At 70.3% G+C, this 22,380-nt stretch carries 24 protein-coding genes and 2 pseudogenes; 13 read left to right on the top strand and 13 right to left on the bottom strand.

The annotated features are described in order from the left end of the window. Positions 1-37 precede the first annotated feature (37 nt). From KUTG_RS32000 to KUTG_RS31985, 4 genes are read right to left on the bottom strand one after another with little or no spacing between them, the layout of a single operon-like run. Complete coding sequence (locus KUTG_RS32000) at positions 38-961, bottom strand: ABC transporter substrate-binding protein (RefSeq protein ID WP_043722078.1); 924 nt, start codon at positions 959-961, stop codon at positions 38-40. After that, complete coding sequence (locus KUTG_RS31995; protein WP_043731323.1) at positions 958-1,638, bottom strand: ABC transporter permease; 681 nt, start codon at positions 1,636-1,638, stop codon at positions 958-960. Before KUTG_RS31995 ends, KUTG_RS32000 begins: the two co-directional genes overlap by 4 nt. A 3-nt stretch (positions 1,639-1,641) precedes the next feature. Continuing rightward, positions 1,642-2,280, bottom strand: a complete 639-nt coding sequence (locus KUTG_RS31990) for an ABC transporter permease (protein WP_043722076.1) — start codon at positions 2,278-2,280, stop codon at positions 1,642-1,644. Continuing rightward, positions 2,277-3,401: an ABC transporter ATP-binding protein gene (locus KUTG_RS31985; RefSeq protein ID WP_043722074.1), complete on the bottom strand. Its 1,125-nt coding sequence runs from the start codon at positions 3,399-3,401 to the stop codon at positions 2,277-2,279. The genes KUTG_RS31990 and KUTG_RS31985 overlap by 4 nt, the downstream gene beginning before the upstream one ends. Before the next feature lie 104 nt (positions 3,402-3,505). Between KUTG_RS31985 and KUTG_RS31980 the strand changes: the two genes are divergently transcribed. Next, positions 3,506-4,945, top strand: a complete 1,440-nt coding sequence (locus KUTG_RS31980) for a bis-aminopropyl spermidine synthase family protein (protein ID WP_232241073.1) — start codon at positions 3,506-3,508, stop codon at positions 4,943-4,945. A 5-nt stretch (positions 4,946-4,950) separates the two neighbouring features. On the opposite strand, the gene KUTG_RS31975 is transcribed toward KUTG_RS31980, so the two are convergent. Then, entirely contained in the window at positions 4,951-8,142 is a 3,192-nt protein-coding gene (locus tag KUTG_RS31975) for a sensor domain-containing protein (RefSeq protein WP_232241071.1), read from the bottom strand. 222 nt (positions 8,143-8,364) lie between these two features. Next, positions 8,365-9,557 (bottom strand): annotated as a pseudogene (locus KUTG_RS31970) (NADP-dependent malic enzyme). Positions 9,558-9,851: 294 nt separating this feature from the next. Here KUTG_RS31970 and KUTG_RS31965 point away from each other — a divergent pair. Next, on the top strand, positions 9,852-10,457 hold the full coding sequence (locus KUTG_RS31965) for a dTDP-4-dehydrorhamnose 3,5-epimerase family protein (protein ID WP_043722070.1): 606 nt from the start codon (positions 9,852-9,854) through the stop codon (positions 10,455-10,457). Here KUTG_RS31965 and KUTG_RS31960 read toward each other — a convergent pair. Continuing rightward, positions 10,450-10,761 (bottom strand): S26 family signal peptidase, encoded by a 312-nt coding sequence (locus KUTG_RS31960; protein ID WP_043722067.1) that lies wholly within the window; start codon positions 10,759-10,761, stop codon positions 10,450-10,452. The two genes, KUTG_RS31965 and KUTG_RS31960, sit on opposite strands and share 8 nt — an antisense overlap. A gap of 93 nt (positions 10,762-10,854) precedes the next feature. On the opposite strand from KUTG_RS31960, the gene sodN reads away from it, so the two are divergent. From sodN to KUTG_RS31935, 5 genes are all read left to right on the top strand, one after another. Beyond that, positions 10,855-11,256, top strand: a complete 402-nt coding sequence (gene sodN, locus KUTG_RS31955) for a superoxide dismutase, Ni (RefSeq protein WP_198047823.1) — start codon at positions 10,855-10,857, stop codon at positions 11,254-11,256. A 143-nt stretch (positions 11,257-11,399) separates the two neighbouring features. Further along, a complete protein-coding gene (locus KUTG_RS55490) occupies positions 11,400-11,765 on the top strand; it encodes a superinfection immunity protein (protein ID WP_063753588.1) in 366 nt (121 codons plus the stop codon). A gap of 9 nt (positions 11,766-11,774) precedes the next feature. Then, the gene (locus tag KUTG_RS31945) at positions 11,775-12,782 is read left to right on the top strand and encodes an ornithine cyclodeaminase family protein (protein WP_043722062.1); all 1,008 of its coding nucleotides are present in this window, start codon (positions 11,775-11,777) and stop codon (positions 12,780-12,782) included. Further along, positions 12,779-14,197 (top strand): aromatic amino acid lyase, encoded by a 1,419-nt coding sequence (locus tag KUTG_RS31940; RefSeq protein WP_157494898.1) that lies wholly within the window; start codon positions 12,779-12,781, stop codon positions 14,195-14,197. Before KUTG_RS31945 ends, KUTG_RS31940 begins: the two co-directional genes overlap by 4 nt. Before the next feature lie 56 nt (positions 14,198-14,253). Continuing rightward, positions 14,254-14,631: a hypothetical protein gene (locus tag KUTG_RS31935; protein ID WP_052395634.1), complete on the top strand. Its 378-nt coding sequence runs from the start codon at positions 14,254-14,256 to the stop codon at positions 14,629-14,631. A 1-nt stretch (position 14,632) separates the two neighbouring features. Here the strand turns inward: KUTG_RS31935 and KUTG_RS31930 are convergent, their stop codons facing one another. Continuing rightward, a complete protein-coding gene (locus KUTG_RS31930; protein WP_157494897.1) occupies positions 14,633-15,247 on the bottom strand; it encodes a hypothetical protein in 615 nt (204 codons plus the stop codon). Positions 15,248-15,382: 135 nt separating this feature from the next. Here KUTG_RS31930 and KUTG_RS31925 point away from each other — a divergent pair, with 135 nt between their 5' ends. Together KUTG_RS31925 and KUTG_RS31920 are read left to right on the top strand one after the other, a co-directional pair. Next, complete coding sequence (locus KUTG_RS31925) at positions 15,383-15,979, top strand: acid phosphatase (RefSeq protein WP_043722059.1); 597 nt, start codon at positions 15,383-15,385, stop codon at positions 15,977-15,979. After that, the gene (locus KUTG_RS31920; RefSeq protein ID WP_043722057.1) at positions 15,979-16,452 is read left to right on the top strand and encodes a GNAT family N-acetyltransferase; all 474 of its coding nucleotides are present in this window, start codon (positions 15,979-15,981) and stop codon (positions 16,450-16,452) included. Before KUTG_RS31925 ends, KUTG_RS31920 begins: the two co-directional genes overlap by 1 nt. On the opposite strand, the gene KUTG_RS54105 is transcribed toward KUTG_RS31920, so the two are convergent. After that, entirely contained in the window at positions 16,430-16,855 is a 426-nt protein-coding gene (locus KUTG_RS54105; protein WP_157494895.1) for a hypothetical protein, read from the bottom strand. The two genes, KUTG_RS31920 and KUTG_RS54105, sit on opposite strands and share 23 nt — an antisense overlap. A 278-nt stretch (positions 16,856-17,133) precedes the next feature. Here KUTG_RS54105 and KUTG_RS31910 point away from each other — a divergent pair, with 278 nt between their 5' ends. After that, positions 17,134-18,063, top strand: coding sequence for a diacylglycerol/lipid kinase family protein (locus KUTG_RS31910; RefSeq protein WP_043722055.1), 930 nt, complete (start codon positions 17,134-17,136; stop codon positions 18,061-18,063). A gap of 252 nt (positions 18,064-18,315) precedes the next feature. Then, positions 18,316-18,570 carry a WhiB family transcriptional regulator gene (locus KUTG_RS56825; RefSeq protein WP_043722052.1) on the top strand — a complete coding sequence of 85 codons (255 nt, stop codon included), beginning with the start codon at positions 18,316-18,318 and terminating at the stop codon, positions 18,568-18,570. 130 nt (positions 18,571-18,700) lie between these two features. Here the strand turns inward: KUTG_RS56825 and KUTG_RS31900 are convergent. Both KUTG_RS31900 and KUTG_RS31895 read right to left on the bottom strand, forming a co-directional pair. Continuing rightward, positions 18,701-20,193 (bottom strand): annotated as a pseudogene (locus KUTG_RS31900) (sensor histidine kinase). A gap of 23 nt (positions 20,194-20,216) precedes the next feature. Next, on the bottom strand, positions 20,217-20,432 hold the full coding sequence (locus KUTG_RS31895; protein WP_043722050.1) for a biotin/lipoyl-binding carrier protein: 216 nt from the start codon (positions 20,430-20,432) through the stop codon (positions 20,217-20,219). A gap of 103 nt (positions 20,433-20,535) precedes the next feature. Between KUTG_RS31895 and KUTG_RS66485 the strand changes: the two genes are divergently transcribed. Further along, entirely contained in the window at positions 20,536-20,610 is a 75-nt protein-coding gene (locus KUTG_RS66485) for a 50S ribosomal protein bL37 (protein ID WP_096498094.1), read from the top strand. An 87-nt stretch (positions 20,611-20,697) separates the two neighbouring features. Here the strand turns inward: KUTG_RS66485 and rsrA are convergent, their stop codons facing one another. Both rsrA and KUTG_RS31885 read right to left on the bottom strand, forming a co-directional pair. Beyond that, on the bottom strand, positions 20,698-20,994 hold the full coding sequence (gene rsrA / locus KUTG_RS31890; RefSeq protein ID WP_232241067.1) for a mycothiol system anti-sigma-R factor: 297 nt from the start codon (positions 20,992-20,994) through the stop codon (positions 20,698-20,700). Continuing rightward, positions 20,991-21,632, bottom strand: coding sequence for a sigma-70 family RNA polymerase sigma factor (locus KUTG_RS31885; RefSeq protein WP_043722047.1), 642 nt, complete (start codon positions 21,630-21,632; stop codon positions 20,991-20,993). The genes rsrA and KUTG_RS31885 overlap by 4 nt, the downstream gene beginning before the upstream one ends. Before the next feature lie 196 nt (positions 21,633-21,828). On the opposite strand from KUTG_RS31885, the gene ybaK reads away from it, so the two are divergent. Beyond that, positions 21,829-22,305: a Cys-tRNA(Pro) deacylase gene (gene ybaK / locus KUTG_RS31880; protein ID WP_043722046.1), complete on the top strand. Its 477-nt coding sequence runs from the start codon at positions 21,829-21,831 to the stop codon at positions 22,303-22,305. The last annotated feature ends 75 nt before the right edge of the window (positions 22,306-22,380 follow it).

Here is a 22,380-nt window from a genome sequence, read left to right as displayed (position 1 = left end):
GAGGGTAAGGCGTCCTTCCCTGCATCAGGTGCAGCTTTTACAGGCCGGCGCTGGCCAGCCAGTCGGTGGCGATCTTGGAGGCGTCGGGCTTGTCGGGGGCACCGAGCTTGGTGTTCAGCTCGGTCAGCGTCTTCGTGTCGAGCTTGGTGGCGATGGCGTTGAGCGTCTTCTTCACCGTGTCGCTGGCCTTGCTGGTGTTGATCAGCGGCAGTACGTTCTGCGCGGCGAAGTTGAACTTCGGGTCCTCCAGCACGACCCAGCCGTTCTTCTCGATGGTGCTGTCGGTGGTGAACATGTCGGCGGCCTGGATGGTGCCCTGGGTCAGGGCGGCCACGGTCAGCGGGCCGTCGGCGTCCAGCGACTTGAAGTCCTTGAACGTGCAGTTGTAGGTCTTCTGCAGGCCCGGGACGCCGTCGGGGCGCTTCTGGAACTCCGGCGCGGAGCCGAGGATCAGGTCGCCGCAGTGCGGCGCGAGGTCGGACAGCGACTTCGCGTTGTACTTGTCGGCCGTCTCCTTGGTGACGACGATGGCGTCCTTGTCCTCGGCCGCCGACTTGTCCAACACGGACAGACCGCTGGGCAGCGCCTTGCCCAGCGCCGTGTACACGTCCTCGGCGCTGGTGGCGGTGGCGCTCTTGTCGAAGTACTGCAGCAGCACGCCGCTGTACTCCGGGATCAGGTCGATGGAGCCGTCCTTGAGCGCCGGGATGTAGGTCTCCCGGCTGCCGATGTTCAGCTTCTTGCTGACCTTCACGCCGGCCTTGGTCAGCGCGGCGGCGTAGATCTCGGCGAGCAGCTGGCTCTCCGGGAAGTTGGCCGACCCGACGGTGATCGTGTCCGACGGGGACTGGGAGCCGCTGTTGCCGCCGGCGAGCGGGTCGCCACCGCCGCCCCCACCGCACGCGGTCAGGCCCAGCGCCGCCACCAGGACGGTGACCAGGCCGGCTACGGTTCGCTTCATCTCTGGATTCCTCCACTCGTCCTCACCGGGCGCAACCCGGGTGAGACAACCAGCCGTTGCACGCCGGTGAGCACCAGCTCGACCAGCACCGCGAGCACGGCGACCAGGATCGCGCCGCCCGCCATCTGGGGATAGTCGTGCAGCGCCAGGCCGTCGAACACGTACCGTCCGAAACCGCCGAGTCCCACGTAGGCGGCGATGGTCGCGGTGGCCACCACCTGCAGGGCGGCGCTGCGCACGCCGCCGAAGATCAGCGGCATCGCGTTGGGGATCTCGACCTGGAACAGGATCTCCCGCTCGGTCATGCCCACGCCGCGGGCCGCGTCGACCACGACCGGCTCGACGGCGCCGATGCCGGCGTAGGCACCGGCCATGATCGGCGGGATGGCCAGCAGGGTCAGCGCGGCGATCGGCGGGATCAGGCCGATGCCGGCCAGCAGCACCACCAGCGTCAGCACGCCGACGGTGGGCAGCGCCCGCAGCACGTTGGCCGCGCCGACCAGCACGAAGCCGCCGCGCTTGGTGTGCCCGACCATCGCGCCCAGCGGGAAGCCGATCACGACGGCGATGACCAGGGCCAGCGCGGTGTACCAGAGGTGCTCCACCAGCCGTGCCGGCACGCCGGTCGAGCCGCTCCAGTTGGCGGGGTCGAACAGCCAGCTCGTCAACAGGTTCACGGCCTACCTCCCCACCCTGGTCCAGGGCGTCACGAGCCGCCCGATCAGCTGCAGCACCAGGTCCGCGATCAGGGCCAGCACCAGCGTCGCGACGATGCCGGTGACGATCTCGGTGACGAACTGGAGCTGGAAGCCGTTGGTGAACAGCTGCCCGTAGCCCGCGATGCCGATCAGCGCGCCCACGCTGACCAGGCTGATGTTGGACACCATGGCCACCCGCAGGCCGGCCACGACGACCGGGATGGCCAGCGGGAACTCGACGCCCACGAAGCGCTTGAGCGGCCGGTAGCCGATGGCCGTGGCCGCCGCGACGATGGTCGGCGGCACCGACGACAGCGCGTCGGCGATGGACCGGACCAGCAGCGCGATGGTGTACACGGTCAGCGTGATGATCACGTTGACCGGGTCGAGCGTCTTGGTGCTGATCAGCGCGGGCAGGATGACGATCAACGCCAGCGACGGGATCGTGTAGAGCAGGCCGCTGACCGTCAGCAGAATCGCCCGCGCGGGCCGCCAGCGGCTGGCCGCCCAGCCCAGCGGGATCGCGATGATCAGGCCGATCACCACCGGCAGCACCGACAGGTAGACGTGCGTCACCGTGAGGTCGCCGAGCAACCCCAGGTGGTCGAACACCCACGTCATTGCGGGACCTCGCCGGAGGTGCGCGCGGCGGCCAGCGCCCGGAGCACCTCGTCGGCCGTGATCGAGCCGACGAGCTCGCCGCCGCCGTTGACGGCGACGCCGTGTGCGGACGGGGAACTCAGGGCCGAGTCGAGGGCGCTGCGCAGTGAGCCGTGCTCGGTGTCGTACAGGGATCCGCCCGACATCACCAGATCCGCGTCGACGGTGGCGTTCTCGTCCACACCGGACAGACGGTCGGCCGACAGCCAGCCGCACGGGTGCCGGCGCTCGTCGACGACGACAATCCAGCCGTCGCTCAGCTTCCGCCGCGCGTCGCCGGCCGTGTCGCCGAGCTGCACGCTGGCGATCTCGCCGACCGTCAACCCGGACGCGGTGAGGAAGCCCAGCGCCCGGTAGCCGCGGTCGCGCCCGACGAAGTTGCTCACGAAGTCGTCGGCCGGGCGGGCCAGCAGCTCCGAGGGCTTGTCGTACTGGGCCAGGATGCCGCCGGTGCGGAACACCGCGACCTTGTCGCCCAGCTTGATGGCCTCGTCGATGTCGTGCGTGACGAAGACGATCGTCTTGTCCAGCTCGCCCTGCAGCCGCAGCAGCTCGTTCTGGAGGTCCTCGCGGACCACCGGGTCGACCGCGCTGAACGGCTCGTCCATCAGCAGCACCGGCGGGTCGACCGCCAGCGCGCGGGCCACGCCGACGCGCTGCTGCTGGCCGCCGGACAGCTGAGCCGGGTAGCGGCCGGCCATGGTGGCCGGCAGGCCCACCGTCTCCAGCAGCTCCGCGGCCCGCTTGCGGGCCTTGGCCCGGCTCCAGCCGGCCAGCACCGGCACGGTGGCGACGTTGTCCAGCACCGTGCGGTGCGGGAACAGCCCAGCCTGCTGGATCACGTAGCCGATGCCCCGCCGCAGCAGCGGCGGGTCCGACTGGCGCACGTCTTTTCCGTCGACCAGGATGGCGCCCGAGGTGGCGTCGATCATCCGGTTGATCATGCGCAGGGAGGTCGTCTTCCCGCAGCCCGATGGTCCGACGAACACCGTGATCCGTCCTGGATCCACGGTCAGGTTCAGTTCGTCGACGGCGACGGTGCCGTCATCGAACCGCTTGGTCACGGCCTGGAACTCGATCACCCCGAGGTCCTTCCGGTCGTTGCGGTAGTGCGGACGACAGTAGCCGCATGCTCTGACAGCGGCACTCCGTTCCACGATGTGCGAACCAGTAGGCTTACCCGATTGTGACCCCACTCGACCAGGCCCGCGCGGTCATTTCCGGCCACGGAGCGCGCACCGGGCCGGCACGGCGCGTGATCGACATGCTGTGCCGGCGCCCGCATTCGCTGGCTGAGCTGGTGCGCGACTCGGCCCTGCCACGGCGCGGGGTCGAGGAGTTGCTGTCCGCGCTGGACGGTGACCTGGTGCGAAACCGTGACACGTACGAGATCCGGGCCTCGGCCAGAGCCTCGTACACCGAGGCTTTCGCGGTTCCCCCGATCGTTGAGCCGGATCTCGCCATGATCCGTTCCGATGTGGACTCCGTGCCGCCGCCGCTGGCCGCGCTCGACCATGTGCAGGCCACGCCGGACACCGTGGCGCGGCGGGCGAAGTGGCTGAACGAGCAGTATGAACTGTCCGGGCGTACCGTGCTCTGCCTCGGCGACCACGACCTGACCTCGCTGGCGGTGGCCGCGGTCAACCCGGCCGCCGCGGTGATCGTCGTCGACCTGGACGACCGTGTGCTGGCCCACATCGACACCCGCGCGCGGGAGCGGGGCCTCAACATCCGCTGCCTGCACGCGGATCTCCGCTTCGGACTGCCGCCTGCCGTAACGGAATCGTCAGATCTGGTCTTCAGCGACCCGCCCTATACGCCGGAAGGCATGGCGCTGTTCGCCGGCCGCGGCATCGAGGCGCTGCGCGACACCGCTTCCGGACGGCTGCTGCTGGCCTACGGCTTCAGCGACCGGACGCCCGCGCTGGGCCAGAAGGTGCAGCAGGAACTGCTCGGCATCGGGCTGGCGTTCGAAGCGATCCTGCCGGGCTTCCACCGGTTCGACGGGGCGCAGGCCATCGGCAGCGCCGCCGATCTCTATGTGTGCCAGGCGACCTCTCGCGGCCGCAAGGCGGCGCAGCGCACCGGCATCTACACCCACGGCCCGCAGTCCATCGAGGCCACGTCCACTATGGACAACTCGGCGCTGCTGGCGTTCACCGGGGATTCCGTTGTGCAGCAACCGGATTGGACCCAACCGATCACCGGACGTGCCCTCACGGTCGACGCCTCGGCCGACCCCGGCCCGTGGCTGCTGCGAATTCTGTTGGCCTGCAACGCGGAGAAGCTGTCGGTGCTGGTGCCCAACAACCATGTGGACGTCCGCGACGAGCGGGGGCAGAAGTCACTGTCCACTGTGGTCGCCTCGAAGTACCGGCTGCGGTTCCATCGCAGCACCCCCGACGGCAAGCACGCGGTCGTGGTGGCCACGCGCAGCGGCGCCGGGTTGTTGGACCGGGTGCACGGCAAGCTCGGCAACATGATGCGGGAGGCCATGATCACCGAGTCCGGCGGCACGTTGACGAAGCGTGAGGCCAAGGAGCTCGTGGCGGCCAGGATCCCGGGCGAGACGGACCTCCGGCTGATCGACCTGCCGCGGCACCGGATCGAGGCTCTGGTCGCCTGAGAGGGTCAGCCGGCGCGGGGGACGTGGAGGGGGCCAAGGGCCAGGACGGCGCGGAACTCGCGTGGGGGGACGGGGCGGGAGAAGAGCCAGCCCTGGTAGGCGTCGACGCCGACGCCGTGCAGCACGTGGAACTGGGTCGCGGTCTCCACACCCTCGGCGACGCAGCTGCGGCCCATCGCGCGGGCCATGTCCACCACCGCGCGGGCGACCGCGAAGTCGGACGGGTCGTTCCCCACGCCGGACACGAACCGCCGGTCCACCTTGATGATCTGCGCCGGCAGGTCCTTGAGCCGGGCCAGCGAGGAGTAGCCGGTGCCGAAGTCGTCCACGGCGAACCGGACACCCTTGGCCACCAGGATGTCCATCTGCTGCATGGTCTTGCACGGCAGGTCGACCAGCGCAGTCTCGACCAGCTCCAGCACCACCCGGTCCCACGCGATGCCGGACTCGGCCACGGCGTTGGACACCGCGTCCACGAAGTCCGGGTCGCCTGGAACAAGCCCGGAAAGGTTTACAGCGACGGCGACGGGCTTGCCGTTCGGCACCGGCCATGTCGAAGCCTCGCGCAGCGCGGTGCGGAGCACCCATCTGTCCAGCTCACGCATCATGTCGGCCTGCTCGGCCACCGGCAGGAACGCGTCCGGCGCGAGCAGCCCGCGGTCCGGGTGCGGCCAGCGGACCAGCGCCTCGGCCGTCTGCACGGTGCCGTCCACGCCGACCACCGGCTGGAAGTGCAGCGTCAGCCCGTCCTTGGCCAGCGCCTCACGCAGCTGCCCCTCCAGGTGCACCTGCCGGTCGGCCGACGCGATCAACGCCGCCGAGGCCAGCGACACCCGCCCGGCGCCACGCCGCTTGGCCTCGAACATCGCGGCGTCGGCGAAGCGCAGCAGGTCGGCCCCGCTGGTCCGGGAGCCGTTGGGGATCGCGGCGCCGATCGACGCCGACACCCGCACCAGCTGACCGTGCACCGGCACCGCGGCCCGCAGCAGGCTGGCCACCCGCGTGCCGAGGGCCTCGACCCCGCCGGCCGCGTCGATGTCGTCGCAGATGATCACGTACTCGTCGCCGGACATGCGCGCCGCCGTGCAGCCGGACGGCAGGCCGCCCTCCAGCCGCCGGGCCAGCGCCACCAGCAGCTCGTCACCGGCGTCGTGGCCGAGGGAGTCGTTGACCCGCTTGAAGTTGTCGATGTCGCAGAACAGCACCGCGATCTTCTCGGCGCCCTCGCCGGCCAGCAGCCGGGTCAGCGTCTCCTTGACCGCGGCGCGGTTGGGCAGGCCGGTGAGCTCGTCGTGATGGGCCTGATGCCGCAAGGATTCCGCGACGCGGCGGCGCTCGGTGATGTCCTGGAACACGACCAGCCAGAACCGGCGGCCGTCGTCCTGCACGGAGATCGCGATGTGCAGCTCGCAGTACACCAGCTCGCCGTCCGGACGGAGCAGAATGCGTTGCGGCACCTTGAATCCGCCCTCGCGCTCGGACGTGAGGCGGGCCGCCGCGGACAGCCAGCCCACCGGCTCGTCCGGGTGCGTGATGCTGCTCGCGGTCATGCCGCGCAGCTGCTCCAGTTCGATACCGAGCAGGTCGCACAGCGCGTCGTTGGCGTCGACCAGGCGCTCGGCCTCGTCGAACAGGCCGATGCCGACCGGCGTCACCGCGACCAGGTCGGTGAAACGCTGGCTGGACAGCTTCATTCGCGCCTCGGCCGTGCGCTGCGCGGTGACGTCCTGCGCCGTGCCGACCAGCACCGGACCGACGCCCTGCACCGAAGCGCCGTGACAGCGCAGCACGCGGACCAGGCCGTCCGGGCGGACGATGCGGTGCTCGCACTCCACCGGCTCGCGATTGACCGCCAACTGCTGCCACAGCTCGTCCACCCAGCCGCGGTCGTCCGGGTGCACCAGGCTCATATAACGCTGGTAGGTGGCGCGTTCCTGCTCGTCCACGCCGAGCAGCTCGCGCATCATGCCCGACCAGTTGCAGTCGTCGGTGCCGGTGTTCCACTCCCAGGTGCCCAGGCTCGCCACCCGCTGCGCGTCGGAGAGCCGGCGGCGCTCGTCGCGCAGCTCGCGCTCCAGCGCACGCTGCTCGGTGACGTCCTGGATGGTGCCCAGCAGCTGTTCGACCTTGCCGTTGGAGGACAGCTGGGCCCGGGCGCGGCAGATGTACACGCGCTCGCGGACGTCGCGGATCTCCACCTCCAGCGGCTCGGTGGTCTGGGCCGCGAGCAGCTTGTCCCGCATCTCGGTGATCAGCAGCTGGTCGTCGGGATGCACGCCCGGCATCAGCGACGCGTCCGTCGCCGAGCCGCCCACCAGCTCGTACATCTCCCACAGCACCTCGCTGCGGTAGGTGTAGCCGGTGTTCACGTCCAGGGTCCAGCTGCCGATGCGGGCCATCCGCTGGGCCTCGACCAGCCGGGCCCGCTCGTGGGCCAGCTCGTCGTTGGTGCGGTTCCGCTCGGTGATGTCCCTGATGTAGCCGGTGACCAGGCCGAGCCGGCCGTCCACGCCGACCGTGGACCGGGCCTCGCCGCGCAGCCAGCGCACGTCCCCGTCCGGGCGCACGATGCGGTACTCGATGTCGATGGCCTCGCCCGAGAACTGGTGGTTGCTCCAGTAGTCCCGCACCATCTCGACGTCGTCGGGGTGGACCAGGTCCAGCACGGCCTCCGCGCCCGGCTCCACGGAGCCGCGTTCGATGCCGAGGATCTCGTAGTGGCTGTCCGACCACACCGTCTTACCGGTCGCCGGGTCGAACTCCCAGGAGGCGATGCCCGCAACGTGCTGCACGTCGGTCAGCCGCCGCTGCTCCTCGCGCAGCTCGGCCGCGGCGGAGGCGAGGTCGGAGACATCGACCAGCACGATGGCATGCAACCCGGTGCCGGGCACCGGCGTCTGAACCACACGGACCGGCAGTTCGCTGCCGTCCACACGACGGAGCCGGAGATCGGGCTCCTGCCCGGCGAACAGGTCGCGCAGCGCGACGCCGCCCAGCCGGTCGGGGTCCGTTGCGCCGATCATCGCGGCCGCGGCGGCGTTGGCCTGCATGACCACGCCCTTCGCGTCGACACGAAGGGTCGGCGGCTCGGACAGCGTCAGCCCGCCCAACTCGATCGGGCCACGGCGGGCGTTCGGCAGCCGGGCACCACCGAGCGTGACAGGTGCGCGTCCCGCCTGCCCGCTGCGCTCAGCCACGGCTCCGCCCTTCCGCGTCGGCCACCGGGGCGGCATGGGTGGGCCAAGCCGGCGACTGCATCACAGTGCGCCGGGGGCGCGTCGGTCACGACGCGCGGCGGGGGAGCACCTGACGCGAGCGACGGTATCGCGTCCACCGACGAACTCACAGCCGTCCCCGCCAATATCCTGGCGACGTATGAAAAAAGCGGATCGGCCGGCCGAGCGGGTCCGCGTTCGCGACTACGCTACTCCATCCGCCGCAGCGGCCGCGGCGACGGCCCGCGCGACCTCGACGGACACCCGCGGGTCCAGGGCGCTGGGCACGATGCGGTCCACCGCCAGCTCGTCCGTGGCGACCTGGAAGATCGCGTCGGCCGCGGCCAGCTTCATGTTCTCGGTGATCCGGCGGGCCCCCGCGTCCAGCGCGCCGCGGAACACGCCCGGGAACGCCAGCACGTTGTTGATCTGGTTGGGGAAGTCGCTGCGGCCGGTGGCCACCACCGCGGCGTGCCGGGCGGCGACGACCGGGTGGATCTCCGGGTCCGGATTGGACAGCGCGAACACGATGCCCTGCGGGGCCATGGTCGCGATCAGGTCCCTCCGCCACCCGTCGAGCCGGACAGGCCGAGGAACATGTCCGCGCCCTTGAGCGCCTCGGCGACGCCACCGCGCAGGCCCGAGGCGTTGGTGCGGCCGGCCAGCTCCCGCTTGATCGGGTTCAGGTCGTCCCGGTCGGTGTGCACGATGCCGCGCGAGTCGAGCATCGTCACCTCGCCCACGCCGCCGGCCATCAGGATGTTCGCGCAGGCCACGCCGGACGCGCCGGCGCCGGCCACGACCACCCGCAGGTCGGCGAAGTCGCGCCTCAGCACCGTGGTGGCGCCGCGCAGCGCGGCCAGCACCACGATCGCGGTGCCGTGCTGGTCGTCGTGCATGACCGGGCAGTCCAGCGCCTCGATCAGCTTCGCCTCCAGCTCGAAGCAGCGCGGGGCGGAGATGTCCTCCAGGTTCACCGCGCCGAACGACGGGCGCAGGCGGACCAGCGTCTCCACGATCTCGTCGACGTCGGTGGTGCTCAGCACCAGCGGGATGGAGTCAAGGCCGCCGAACTTCTTGAACAGCGCGGACTTACCCTCCATCACGGGCAGCGACGCGCTCGGACCGATGTCGCCGAGGCCGAGCACCGCGGTCCCGTCGCTCACGACCGCGACCAGGCGGTGCGCCCAGGTGTACTTCGCGGCCAGGGAGGGGTCCTCGGCGATGGCACGACTGACGCGCGCCACTCCGGGCGTGTAGGCGATCGAGAGCGCCTTGGGGTCGGCCAGCGGGGCCGTCACGGCGGTGCCCAGCTTGCCTCCCTCATGGGCGGCGAATATCTCGGTGTCGGTCAGTTCGGTGGCGGATTCGTTCACAGCAGTCACGGCGTCCCTCATCAGACACGGCGGCGTGGCGGGCGCGCGTGGTCGCGATCGACGCTGTCGCGTCGATCACTGCGCGTCGTGCAGTCGGTCCGAACACCGCGTTCCGGGTATCGAAACTGTGGTCGGACGACGCTGGGGTTGGCACAGTGTGACAGCCGATCACCGGTCTGTCTGCGGCGGGGATCACATTCTTTGCCCAGCTCAGAGGCGGTTCAGCAAGACGACCGTACGAATTGCTTGCACCGACCGGTCAGTTTCCGCAGGCAGTTCGGTTCACGATCGGTCAAGCGGCTAACCTCCGACGCCATGCAGGTTCGCGAGCTCGACATCGCAGGTTCTTGGGAATTCACTCCACCGGCCTTTCCGGACCACCGGGGCCGGTTCGCCGCCCCGTTCCAGGGGCAGGCGTTCACCGAGGCCGTCGGCCACCCGCTGCGTCTCGCGCAGACCAACCACAGCGTCTCCCGCCTGGGCACCATCCGCGGCGTGCACTTCGCCGACGTGCCGCCCAGCCAGGCCAAGTACGTCTACTGCCCGGCCGGCTCGCTGCTGGACGTGATCGTCGACATCCGCGTCGGCTCCCCGACCTTCGGGCAGTGGACCTCCGTGCTGCTCGAATCCGAGAAGCTCAACGCCGTGTACGTGTCGGAGGGCCTCGGCCACGCGTTCATCGCGCTGGCCGAGAACACCGCCATGGCCTACATCTGCTCCGAGGGCTTCAACCCCGGCGCCGAGCACGGCATCACGCCGATGGACCCGGCGCTGGGGCTGCCCTGGCCGTCGGACATCGAGCCGATCCTGTCCGACAAGGACCGCGACGCCCCGACCCTGGCCGAGGCCGAGGCCGCGGGCCTGCTGCCCAGCTACGACGACTGCGTCGCCTACCGGGACAAGCTGCGCGGCCTCAGCTGAGCCTTCCCGGGCGTGGCCACAGTCGCCAGGTGGCCACGCCCAGCACGTCCGCCGGTCCCAGGTCGCGGGAGTCCGTCGAGCCGAACTGGTTGTCGCCCACCACGAACCACTGCTCCCCGCGCTGGTCGACCGCGCGCTTCACCGACAGCTGCTCCGGTCTCTGCCGCCACCGGACCAGCACGATCGCGCCCGCCGTCGGCCGTCTGCGGAAGTTGACCAGCAGCACGTCCCCGTCCTTGAGGGTCGGCGCCATCGACGGGCCGCGCACCCGCAGTCGGCGCAGCGGCCAAAGATCTATTCCCACCGGTGCCAACGATCACCTCCACCTGCCCGCTCCGGCCGTCCGGAGTAGGGTTCCGCACGTCGGAGCATCCACTGTTTGGGAGGACCCATGCGACTGCTGTCGCGCATCCTCGGCCCACGCCTCGAGGCGACGGCGCACTGCGACCTTCCGTGCGGCGTTTACGACCCCGCCCAGGCCCGGATCGAGGCCGAGTCGGTCAAGGCGATCCAGGAGAAGTACCAGGGCAACGAGGACCCCGAGTTCCGCACCCGGGCGATCCAGATCAAGGAGCAGCGCGCCGAGCTGGTCAAGCACCACCTCTGGGTGCTGTGGACCGACTACTTCAAGGCGCCGCACTTCGAGAAGTACCCGGAGCTGCACACCTTGTTCAACAAGGCCACCAAGGCGGCCGGCGCCTCGGGCGCCAAGGGCTCCATGGACCCGGCCAAGGGCCAGGAGCTGCTGGACCTGATCGCCGAGATCGACAAGATTTTCTGGGAGACCAAGGCGGCCTGAGCACCATCGCCTGCTGACGGCGCCGACCAGCGGAGACGCGTTCCGCCGGTCGGCGCCGTTTTGTCGTTCCCGGCTAACGATCACCCGGTCGGGGACGAATGCTCTGCCGTACGGCCATTCGGTCGAGCCGCAGGGGAGCCGTCATGACGTATCAGATGCCCTATCGGGCCGCAGTCCAGCCGCCGGCCGTCTCGGACGGGCACGTGGTGTTCGCCTGGGTGGTGACGGTGCTGACGGTCGGCTACATGCTGCCGTGGGCGATCGCGGCGAGCGGACGCAAGTCCAACACGGCGTCGGTCGCGGTGATCAACCTGCTGCTGGGCTGGACGTTCGTCGGCTGGATCATCGCGCTGGTGATGGCCTGCTCGGCCGACCAGATGGCGCTGGCCGTGGCGCCATCGGTGCAGGTCAACGTCATGAACGCGACGCCGCCAGCCGGCTGGTACCCGGACGCGTCGGGGATGCAGCGGTACTGGAACGGCACGGCCTGGACGGGGCAGACGATCTAGGCTGGCCCTGTGACAACGGTCTGGATGCGCTACCTGTCCGGCGCCGACATCGACTCGCTGGGCATCACGGATGCCGAGATCGTGGCGGCGGTGGAGGACGTGCTGGCCGACCACGGCAACGACCGCGTGGTGTTCGAGCCACGGACCCACCTGGTGCCGGACAACGGCGGCCGGGGGCATTTCAACGTGCTCCGGGGCAGCCTGACCGACAAGGGCGTCGCCGGGGTGAAGGTGGTGGGCGACTTCGTCGCCAACTACGAGCGGGGCCTGCCCAGCGAGATGGCGCTGATCAGCCTGTTCGACCCGGAGACGGGCATGCCCAAGGCGATCGTGGACGGCACGATGATCACCGAGGCGCGGACCGGGGCGATGACCGCGGTGGGGGCGAAGTACCTGGCCCGCGCCGACGCCAAGGTGCTGGGGCACGTGGGAGCCCGCGGCACGGCCTGGTGGAACGTGGTGCTGCTGGACTCGGTCTTCGACTTCGACGAGATCCGGGTGACCAGCCGCCGGCCGGAGTCCCGGGAGCCGTTCGCCGAACGGCTGAGCGAGCATCTGGGCAAGCCGGTCACGGTGGCCACGACCTGGGAAGAGACGCTCGACGGGGCCGACGTGCTGGTCGAGGCGTCCCGGCTGAACGAGCCGGAGCCGTTGCTGCGCAAGGAGTTCCTCCGGCCGGGGAGCTTCCTCGTGCCGTACGGGACGATCAGCGCGCTGGCCCTTGACCTGCTCGACGACGTGGACAAGATCGTCGTGGACAACTGGCGGGAATCGCAGTCGGGCAACCCCAGGTTCGGCGCGCTGCGGCCGCACCTGAACGCGGGCCTGCTGACCGAGGACCGCATTCACGCCGAGATCGGCCAGATCGTGGCCGGCCACCGGCCCGGCCGCGAGAACGACAAGGAACGCACCCTGTTCTGGCATCGCGGACTGTCCACAACGGACCTCGCGGTGGCGAACATGATCCTGCACCGGGCCGAGGCGAACGACGTCGGCACGATGCTGCCGTACCGGTGAGGGACCTGGACATCCTGGCCGTGGCCAGGGGACAGCGGGTCGAACTGGGCCCGCTGGACGACGTCGCCGCCAACCGGCGGGCCATGCTGGCGGCGCTGGAGGCGGCCGACAAGCCCGTGTACGGCGTCAACACCGGCATGGGCCGGCTGGCCGGCGTCGCCCTCGACGCCGAGCAACAGGCCGCGCACCAACGGAATCTGCTCATCGGGCGGGCCGTCGGCGGACCGCCGTGGCTGCCCGAGCCGGATGTCCGTGCCCTGCTGGCGGTGAAGCTCCAAGGCCTGCTCGCGCCCACCACCGCCGCCGGCCCCGAGCTCGTCAAGTTCCTGGCCGACCGCCTGAACGACAACTTCGTGCCGGCCGTGCCACGCTCCGCGCTGGGCAGCGCCGGCGAGATCATCCCGCTGTCCCATGCCTTCCAGACCTTCGTGGGCATCGGCACGGTCCTGGAGGACGGCGTCGAGAAGCCGGCCGCCGAGGCGTTGAAGCGCCGCAAGGCGAAGCCGTTTGCCTTGGGCCCCAAGGAAGGCGCGAGCCTGATCCAGGGTTCCCCGCTGGCCCTGGCGCACGCCTACATGCGCGGCGCCGACGCCGCCCAGGCGCTGGAACTCCAGACCCTCGCCGCCGCCATGGCCATCGACGTGCTCGGTGCGCCCCGCTCGATCTACCACCCCGCGCTGGCCGGCCCCGACACCGTGCTCGCCGCCGTCCTCGATGACATCCGTTCCCGCACAACGGATTCCGCCACCCGCTCCGATCTCGTGCAGGCGCCGGTGTCGTTCCGCGTCGCCCCGCAGGCCATCGCCCACGCGCAGCGCACCCTCGACGACCTGACCGCCGCGCGGGGCCTTCTCCTTGCCGCGCCGACGGATTCCCCCTCCTTCCTGGATGGGCGCTTCACCTCCACCGCCGGCTACCACGCCGTCACCATCGGCCTGCGCCTCGACGCCGTCACCGCCGCGCTGACCCATCTCGCCGAGATCAGCGTGCAGCGGCTGCACCGCTTCATGGACACGCAGTTCACCGGCCTGAACGCCCAGCTCGCCGTCGATCCCGGCCCCCAGGCCGGCCTGTCGCCCATCCACAAACGGGCCGCCGGCGAGCTGCACGAGATCCGCCGGCTGGCCGCCCCGGCCACGCTCGGCTCCCTCGACACCTCCGCCGGCCAGGAGGACGTGCAGGCGCACGCCTGGGCCGCCGGCGAGCAGCTCCGGCAGGTGACCGACCACCTGTTGTCGATCACCGCCTGCGAGCTCATCGGCATCGCCCAGGCGCACCACCTCCGCGGCCTGCCCGGCGCTCCCCGCCTGCGCGGCGCCTACGCCTGGATCGCCGAGACCGTTCCCCCCGTCCTGGTCGACCGCCCCCTCGGGCCCGACATCGCACGCCTGCGGGCCAAATTCGCCGACGAGTGAACCGCGCCACCCCACGTGCGTCCAATGGGCAGCGAGTTCACTCGGACGGAGGAACGATGGGGCGTTGGCTGCCGGCCCGGCTTGTCGTGACACTGCTCGGCCTTGCCCTGCTCACTGCCTGCGGCGCCGGCCCCACCCACGCCCAGCCGCCCGCCGACTCCGGCTACACGCCACCGGTCGACTGCGGCCCCGTGAGCGGCCCCGCCGGCAAGCGCTCCCTCATCTCCCCTGCCTTTCCCGCCGGCACCGCCGCCTGCCCCGAGGCCATCTCCGTGCTCAGCTCCTACTACCGCGACGCCCCGCGCAAGGCCCAGGGCACGGCCCGCCGCCTCGTCGTCAACGGCTGGACCTGCGAGTCCGACACCGATTCCCACAACGCCCCCCAGGTCGGCTGCGACCGCAACGGCATCGCCTTCCTCACCCAGAACCACTGACTCACGCGATGGCGCGCCAGATCGCCGACCAGTGGGCGACGACGCCGGCGACGTCCGCGTCGAGACGCCTGTCGCTGCGGCGGCGGGAGGGGAGCAGGAGTTTTCCGCGCCGCACATCGAGAATCGCCGGCACGCCGTCCGGGAGGACCTGGTCCATCACGGATCGCATCATGTGCAGCGGGACGGCGGCGGCCTCGGGCCGCAGCTCCGGCTCCTTCATGTAGAGCTGGACGGCCAGCTTGGGGCCCTTGGCCGGCCGCAGGCCGAGCTGCGGGGCGACGTCGAACACGGCGTCGGACCCGACCCAGGTGCCCGTGCCGACCGGCACCAGCGTGCCGCGGAAACCCTCGTGCCAGCGCTGGAAACCCTTCTGCAGCTCGACGAAGTGCCCGCGCTTGGCCGAGTCCTCGACCTTGGCCACGGCCAGCTCCAACGCGATCTGCGGCGACGGATCGGCCAGCGCGCGGCGGATGGCCGCGACCATAGGACCGTAGTAGGCCCACGGCTGGCGGCCCTCGTCGAGATACATGCGCCGCTGGTCGGACACGATCCTGGTCTGCGAGCCGGGCCCGCAGTTGGCGAAGTCCACCACAACCCCGAGTTTTGGATGACGCACCGACGACACCGTCCTCCCCCCTGGACTACCTCCAAATTTTACCTCATCCAGCCCAATTGTTCGATCGCCTGTTCGATGCAGTGCGTTGGATCACACGACCGGCCGTGAGCGCACCGCGGGGCTACGATCCGCTGGGTGGCAGACGTGTACGTCATCAGGCACGGGGAAACCGAGTGGTCGCTGACCGGCAAGCACACCGGCAGCACGGACGTCCCCCTCACGGCTCACGGCGAGCAGCAGGCCCGCAAGGCCGGCGCCGTACTGGCCGAACTCCGAGGCACCACCGTCCCACCCAGACTCGTGCTCGCCAGCCCGCGCTCCCGCGCCGGGCGCACGGCGCAGCTGGCCGGTCTGACCGTGGACGAGGTGACCGAGGACCTCGCCGAGTGGGACTACGGCGACTACGAAGGCCTTACCACGGAACAGATCCGTGCGTCGGCGCCGGACTGGACGGTGTGGACGCACGAGATCCCCAACGGCGAGACCGCCAAGGAGGTCGGCGACCGCGCGGACGCGGTGCTGGCCCGGGCCCGCAAGGGGCTGGAGCGCGGCGACGTGGTGCTGATCGGCCACGGCCACTTCAGCCGCGTGCTGGTGGTCCGCTGGCTGGGGCTGGACCCCGCGGCCGGCGTGCGGATCGGGTTGGACCCCGCGGGCATTTCGGTGTTGGGTGACGAGCGAGGCCAGGCGCAGATCCGACGCCTGAACGTGCCGCCCCTGGGGGAGATCTGATGATCCGCGGCGTCCGTGAGTCCGATGTCGACGCGGTTGTGCAACTCGTGTACGACCTGGCGGAGTACGAACGGGCGCCGCAGGAGTGTCACCTCACGTCCGAGCAGCTGCGCACGGCCCTGTTCGGCCCGTCGCCCGCCCTGTTCGGCCACGTGGCCGAGGTGGACGGCGAGGTCGTGGGCATGTCCCTGTGGTTCCTCAGCTTCTCCACCTGGACCGGCACGCACGGCATCTACCTGGAGGACCTGTTCGTCCGCCCGGAGCACCGCGGCAGCGGCCTCGGCCGGGCGCTGTTCCTGGCCCTGGCCAAGGAATGCGCCGACCGCGGCCTCGGCCGTTTCGAGTGGTCGGTGCTGGACTGGAACCAGCCGGCCATCGACTTCTACGAGGCGATGGGCGCGGCCCGCGTCAACGACTGGTACCGCTATCGGCTGGCCGACGAGCCGCTGCTCAAGGCCGCGGCTCGGGCGTAGCCCCGTCCTCCTCGGTGATGCCCATCGCCCAGGCCCGTGAGGACGCGAGGAACAGCAGCAGGACGAGCACGGCCAGGCAGTAGGCCGTGAACAGGATGTCCACGGCCAGCGAGTCAATGGGGTCGAATCCCCACCAGATGCCGCCCAGCACCAGCAGCTGGAGGAAGACCGCGCCGTTGCGGGCGCCGCGCGTGCCGCGCCACAGCAGGATGCCGGGCACCAGGAACGCGGCGGCGATCACCACATAGACGCCGGCCTCACCGAAAGCGACGAGTGCCGGGGCTCCGCCGGACAGACCGAGCACAACCGTGACGATCGCGACCACCACGGCGGCGATTCCCTGCACGGTGACCAGCGCGCCGGCAGCGCGAACGGGTCCGGGGGCGGCGATTTCGCGTGACAACGGACACCTTCCTCGACCTGCTACCTGCGCACATCACGATCCGTGCGCACGGATCGATCGTAGGCCACCCGGACGGCCGGTCCCGCGGCGCCGACGCAGGGGGGAGGATTCCGGTGTTGTCGTAGAGCAGACGGTCGTCTGGGTGCACTCGCCGACAACGCAGGGTCCGAAGCGTCGTCGGCACGGAAGGGAGAGCTCCCTCACTTTCGATGAGCGACAGCCACCCGTACGGGGACGGAGGACCGGTCGCCGGTCACGGTCTGTCCTACGCTGCTGGTGTGCGTGCCCTTCTCGTGGTCAACCCGCAGGCGACGGCGACGTCCGCCGCCGGGCGGGACGTGCTGGCCCACGCGCTGGCCAGCGACGTGCAGCTGGAGATCGTGGAGACCAGCTACCGGGGGCACGCGGCCGACGCCGCCGCGCGTGCCGTGGCGGACGGGGTGGACCTGGTGGTCGCCCACGGCGGTGACGGCACCGTCAACGAGGTGGTCAACGGGCTGCTCTCGAAGTGCCCGGATCCGGCGGACACGCCCGCCCTGGGTGTGGTGCCCGGAGGCTCGGCGAACGTGTTCGCACGGGCGCTGGGGCTGCCGAGGGACCCGGTCGAGGCCACCCACCGGTTGCTGATGGCCATCGAGTCGGGCAGCCGCCGCGAGGTGGGCCTGGGCCTGGCTGAGCCGGCCGACGCCGACAGCCGCTGGTTCACGTTCAATGCCGGCCTCGGCTGGGACGCCGACGTGGTGGCCGAGGTCGAGCGCCGCCGGGACAAGACGGCCAGCCCCCTGCTGTACGCCTCGATCGCGCTGGCCAACTACGTCAGGCAGATGCTCACCGCCACCGACCTGGTGATCGAGCTGCCGGACGGCACGACGCAGAAGTCGCGGCTGGCGTTCGTCTCCAACACCGATCCGTGGACCTACCTGGGCGCCAAGCCGATCCACATGAACCCGGACTGCTCGTTCGACGGCGGTCTCGGCCTGTTCGCGCTGCAGAGCCTGGCCCCGCCGGTCATCGCGCGCACCCTGTCGCAGATCCTGCTGCCGCTGGGCCCACCCTCCGGGGGGAACCTGCTGCGACTCGACGATGTCGCCCAGATCAGGGTGACCGCGGACCGGCCCGTGCGCCTTCAGGTGGACGGCGACGACCTCGGTGAACACCGTCAGGTAAAGTTCACGTCAGTGCCGAAGGCGCTGAGGGTGGCCGTGTGAAGTGCCCGTGGCGTCATGCTGCGTTCGTGACCGGAGCGTAATAGACTGGTCGCGAGGCCGAGACGTACGGCATCATGGCTGGTCACGGACCGGCACCAGGGGTCAAACGCGCCGATCTTTCGGGTGAGTTCTCTCACCGAGTCGAGGCCGACCTCTTGACATCCCCGAAGTTCGTGAAAGCATTCACAAGCACCCCGACGACCGCTGACGACAACAGTGCGCTCGTAGCGCGCTTAGCGAGGAGCTAGAGAAATGGACTGGCGCCACCGCGCGGCCTGCCGTGACGAGGACCCCGAGCTGTTCTTCCCCGTTGGGAACAGCGGTCCCGCGTTGCTGCAGATCGCCGAGGCGAAGACCGTCTGCCGCCGCTGCCCGGTTGTGTCCGGTTGCCTGTCGTGGGCGCTGGAGAGCGGGCAGGACGCCGGCGTGTGGGGCGGTATGAGTGAGGACGAGAGGCGTGCGCTGAAGCGTCGCAACGCTCGTACCCGCGCTCGTAGCAACGCCTGACGAGAGCATTTCTTTTACAATTTCTCATCGCGCAAGAGGCCTGGAACCTTCCCCCGAGGTTTCCAGGCCTCTTGTACGTTGTTGACCATTTAACTCATCGATACCGGCGCTACGCCAGACATCTGTCGACCTATCGACTACGGCGGAGGGGAACCCGCAGGATCGCTTCGGTCCCGCGCGGGTCCCGCCGCCGCAGCGACAGCGAGCCGCGCAGCTCGGACTCCACCAGCGTGCGCACGATCTGCAGGCCCAGGCGCTCGGTGCGCTCCAGCGAGAAGCCCGGCGGCAGGCCGCGGCCCTCGTCGGACACCACCACGTCCAGATACTTGGCCGAGCGTTCCGCACGCACCACGACCTCGCCCGAATCACCAGCCGGATAGGCGTGCTCAAGGGCGTTCTGCACGAGCTCGGTGAGCACCATGACCAGCGGCGTCGCCAATTCGGCCGACACCACGCCGAGCTTGCCCTCCTTGCGCACGTTGACGCCGGTCTCCGCCGTCGCCACGTCCGAGAGCATCGGGAACACCTGGTCCAGCACGTCGTCCAGATTGGCCCGCTCATCCACCGACATGGACAGCGTCTCGTGCACGAGGGCGATCGAGGTCACCCGGCGCACCGATTCCTGGAGCACGTCCCGGGCCTCGGCATTGTTAGTCCGCCGGGCCTGCAGCCGCAGCAGCGCCGCCACTGTCTGGAGATTGTTCTTCACGCGGTGGTGGATCTCGCGGATCGTGGCGTCCTTGGACAACAGTGCCCGGTCCCGGCGCTTCACCTCCGTGACGTCGCGGACCAGCACCAATGCGCCCGCGGCCTTGCCCAATGGCCGCAGCGGCAGCGCACGGAACAGCACCGCCGCGCCGCGCCGGGACTCCGCCTCGATGCGCATGCTCGGGTTGCCGTCCAGCGCGGTCCGGATCCGCTGCGCCACCTCCGTCGCGTCGAACGGATCCGCCACGAGCGACCTGGTCAGCGGGGCCAGGGTGCACGCCGACAAGATCGGCCGCATGACCCATGCGGTGATACGCCGACAGCGCGTTGGGGCTGGCGAACACCACCGCGCCCGAGCTGTCGATGCGGATCAGGCCGTCACCCACGCGGGGGCTCGTGTGCACGTCGGGCCGACGGCTCGATGGCCGGGAACGTGCCGTCCGAGATCATCTGGCACAGGTCGGCGGCGCTGCCCAGGTAGGCGATCTCCAGCGGGCTCGGCACCCGCGGCACCGCCAGGTTGGTGTCCCGGGACAGCACCGCGATCGTGTCGCCGTTGAAGCGCACCGGGATCGTCTCGCGGCGCACCGGCACGCCCAGGTGCCAGCGCGGGTCCTCCTCGCGGCAGATCCGGCCCTCGACCAGGGCTCGGCGCACCTGCGGATGGTCGTCCGCGGTGACCGTGCTGCCCACCATGTCGTCGGGGTGGGCCGTCGGCCCGGTCGTCGGCCTGGCCTGCGCGGCGCACAGGAACTTGCCGGCCGGCTCGTCGTCGTCCAGCGGGACCCAGAGCACGAAGTCGGCGAAGGACAGGTCCGACAGCAACTGCCACTCGGCCGCCACCATCTGGAGGTGGTCGACCGCGGCGCCGGGCAGGCCGGTGTGCTCGGCCAGCAGGTCGGTGAGTGTTGACACGGTGCCGACGCTAGTCGGTCCGCTTACTCGACGACGGCGATGAGGTCGCCTTCCTGCACGACGTCACCCTCGGCGACCGCGACCTTGGTCACTCGGCCCGCGTGGTGGGCGACCGCCGGAATCTCCATCTTCATCGACTCCAGGATGACGATCTCCGCCCCGTCGGTCACGGAGTCGCCCTCGTGCGCCACGACCTTGCTCACGTTGGCCACCATCTCGGCCCGGATCTCCTCGGTCATGCCCGTCATGGAACCACGGATTCGGGAGCCCGCCACCGACGTGAGACAATCGGGGGACAGTTATACCTGCCAAAAATCTGGCACTGCCATGAGGGAGACAGCTATGTCGAAGCGTGCTCGCAAGCGCCGCGACCGCAAGAAGGGCGGCGCCAACCACGGGAAGCGGCCCAACGCCTGAGACCCGTGCGTGTGACGCACGAAGGCCCCGGTGACCTGGTCACCGGGGCCTTCAAACGTCTTCAGGCCAATGCATGACAGCTGCGCGCTAGGGCTCGACCTTCGCCTGCGTGCGCTCCAGCACCTTCTCCTTGATGCACGCCCGCAGCCGGTCCTTGAACTCGGCCGAGGCGTGGTCGCCGCCGCACTTGCGGGCCAACAGGATCTTCAGGTGCTCCTCGATGCCGTACTGCTCAAGGCACGGGCTGCACTCGTCCAGGTGATGGCGCAGGATCTCGCGCTGGTTCTGGTCGCACTCGTTGTCCAGGAAGGCCCAGACCTCGGCCAGCACCTCGCGGCAGCCCGCCTTGACGGAGTCGCCGCCGTGCAGTTCGTCGGAGCTCACGACCCGGTCACCTCCCGCTCGCGGGCCGAGCGCAGAAAGCCGCGGTCCCGGGCGACGTCGGTGAGCAGGTCCTTGAGCTGGCGGCGGCCACGATGCAGGCGGGACATCACGGTCCCGATCGGGGTGCCCATGATCTCGGCGATCTCCTTGTACGCGAAGCCCTCGACGTCGGCGAGGTAGACCGCGATGCGGAACTCCTCGGGCAGCTGCTGCAACGCCTGCTTGACGTCGTCGTCGGGGAGCCGGTCCATCGCCTCCACCTCGGCCGAGCGCAGGCCCTGCGAGGTGTGGCTCTCGGCGGCGGCGATCTGCCAGTCGGTGATCTCGTCCGCGGAGGTCTGGATCGGCTGCCGCTGCTTGCGCCGGTAGCCGTTGATGTAGGTGTTCGTCAGGATGCGGTACAGCCAGGCCTTGAGGTTCGTCCCGCTCGTGAACGACTCGAAGGCGCTGTAGGCCTTCAAGTAGGTCTCCTGAACCAGGTCCTCGGCGTCCGCGGGGTTGCGCGTCATGCGCAGCGCGGCCGAGTACAGCTGGTCGAGCAGCGGCATGGCGTCGCGCTCGAAGCGCGCGGCCCGCTGCTCGGCAGTCTCCTGCTCGACGATGTTGTTGTCGTTGACCTGGGCGGAACTACCCGGCACCTGGCTCCCTCCCCGCCGGCGCGCGAGCCGGGCGGACGCTGTCGACGCTCCCCGTGCGGGAAGCGTGTCGTTCGCCCCTGAGGATACGCGTCGGGCCGTGGAGCGGCCGAGCACAGCGCTTGAAGTAGCCACGTGGGGTTCAACACGACTGCCCCCGTGCGCATTCCTGGTGAGATCCGCGTCATAGGGTCTTCCCGTGGCAGGACAGGGAACCCCGGCGACCGCGCTGCTGGCCAAGCGCAAGGTGCCGTACACGCTGCACAGCTACGACCACGACCCCCGGCACGACTCCTTCGGCCTGGAGGCCGCCGAGGTGCTCGGCCTCGACCCCGCCCGGGTCTTCAAGACCCTCGTCGCCGAGGTCGACGGCCAACTCGCGGTCGGTGTCGTCCCCGTCACCGGACAGCTCGACCTCAAGGCCCTCGCCGCCGCCCTCAAGGGCAAGAAGGCCCGCATGGCCGAGGTCGCCGCCGCCGAGCGCGCCACCGGCTACGTCGCCGGCGGCATCTCCCCGCTGGGCCAGCGCAAGCGGCTCCCCATCGTCATCGACGCCTCCGCCTCCGCCTTCGACACCGTCTTCTGCTCCGCCGGCCGCCGCGGGCTTGAGGTCGAGCTCTCCCCCGCCGCCCTGGCCGACCTCACCGGCGCCGTCGTCGCCCCCATCGCCGGCTGACGCAGCTGCTCGGCGTGGGCCGGCGGTCCCGGCCCGCCTGCTGCCATGGGTGGTCCTGGCGGCTCCGCCCACCCA

Origin of the sequence: Kutzneria sp. 744, from assembly GCF_000568255.1 — a bacterium.
In the GTDB taxonomy this organism is placed as follows: Bacteria; Actinomycetota; Actinomycetes; order Mycobacteriales; family Pseudonocardiaceae; genus Kutzneria.
Note: the sequence above shows the minus strand (reverse complement) of the source record. Positions and strands in the feature narration are given on the sequence as shown.

Excerpts from the sequence above, each read along its gene's own strand:
- KUTG_RS32000 (WP_043722078.1), bottom strand. The coding sequence starts at position 961 with ATGAAGCGAACCGTAGCCGGCCTGGTCACCGTCCTGGTGGCGGCGCTG.
- KUTG_RS31990 (WP_043722076.1), bottom strand. The coding sequence starts at position 2,280 with ATGACGTGGGTGTTCGACCACCTGGGGTTGCTCGGCGACCTCACGGTG.
- KUTG_RS31965 (WP_043722070.1), top strand. The coding sequence starts at position 9,852 with ATGCAGGTTCGCGAGCTCGACATCGCAGGTTCTTGGGAATTCACTCCA.
- KUTG_RS55490 (WP_063753588.1), top strand. The coding sequence starts at position 11,400 with ATGACGTATCAGATGCCCTATCGGGCCGCAGTCCAGCCGCCGGCCGTC.
- KUTG_RS31935 (WP_052395634.1), top strand. The coding sequence starts at position 14,254 with ATGGGGCGTTGGCTGCCGGCCCGGCTTGTCGTGACACTGCTCGGCCTT.
- KUTG_RS31920 (WP_043722057.1), top strand. The coding sequence starts at position 15,979 with ATGATCCGCGGCGTCCGTGAGTCCGATGTCGACGCGGTTGTGCAACTC.
- KUTG_RS56825 (WP_043722052.1), top strand. The coding sequence starts at position 18,316 with ATGGACTGGCGCCACCGCGCGGCCTGCCGTGACGAGGACCCCGAGCTG.
- KUTG_RS31895 (WP_043722050.1), bottom strand. The coding sequence starts at position 20,432 with ATGACCGAGGAGATCCGGGCCGAGATGGTGGCCAACGTGAGCAAGGTC.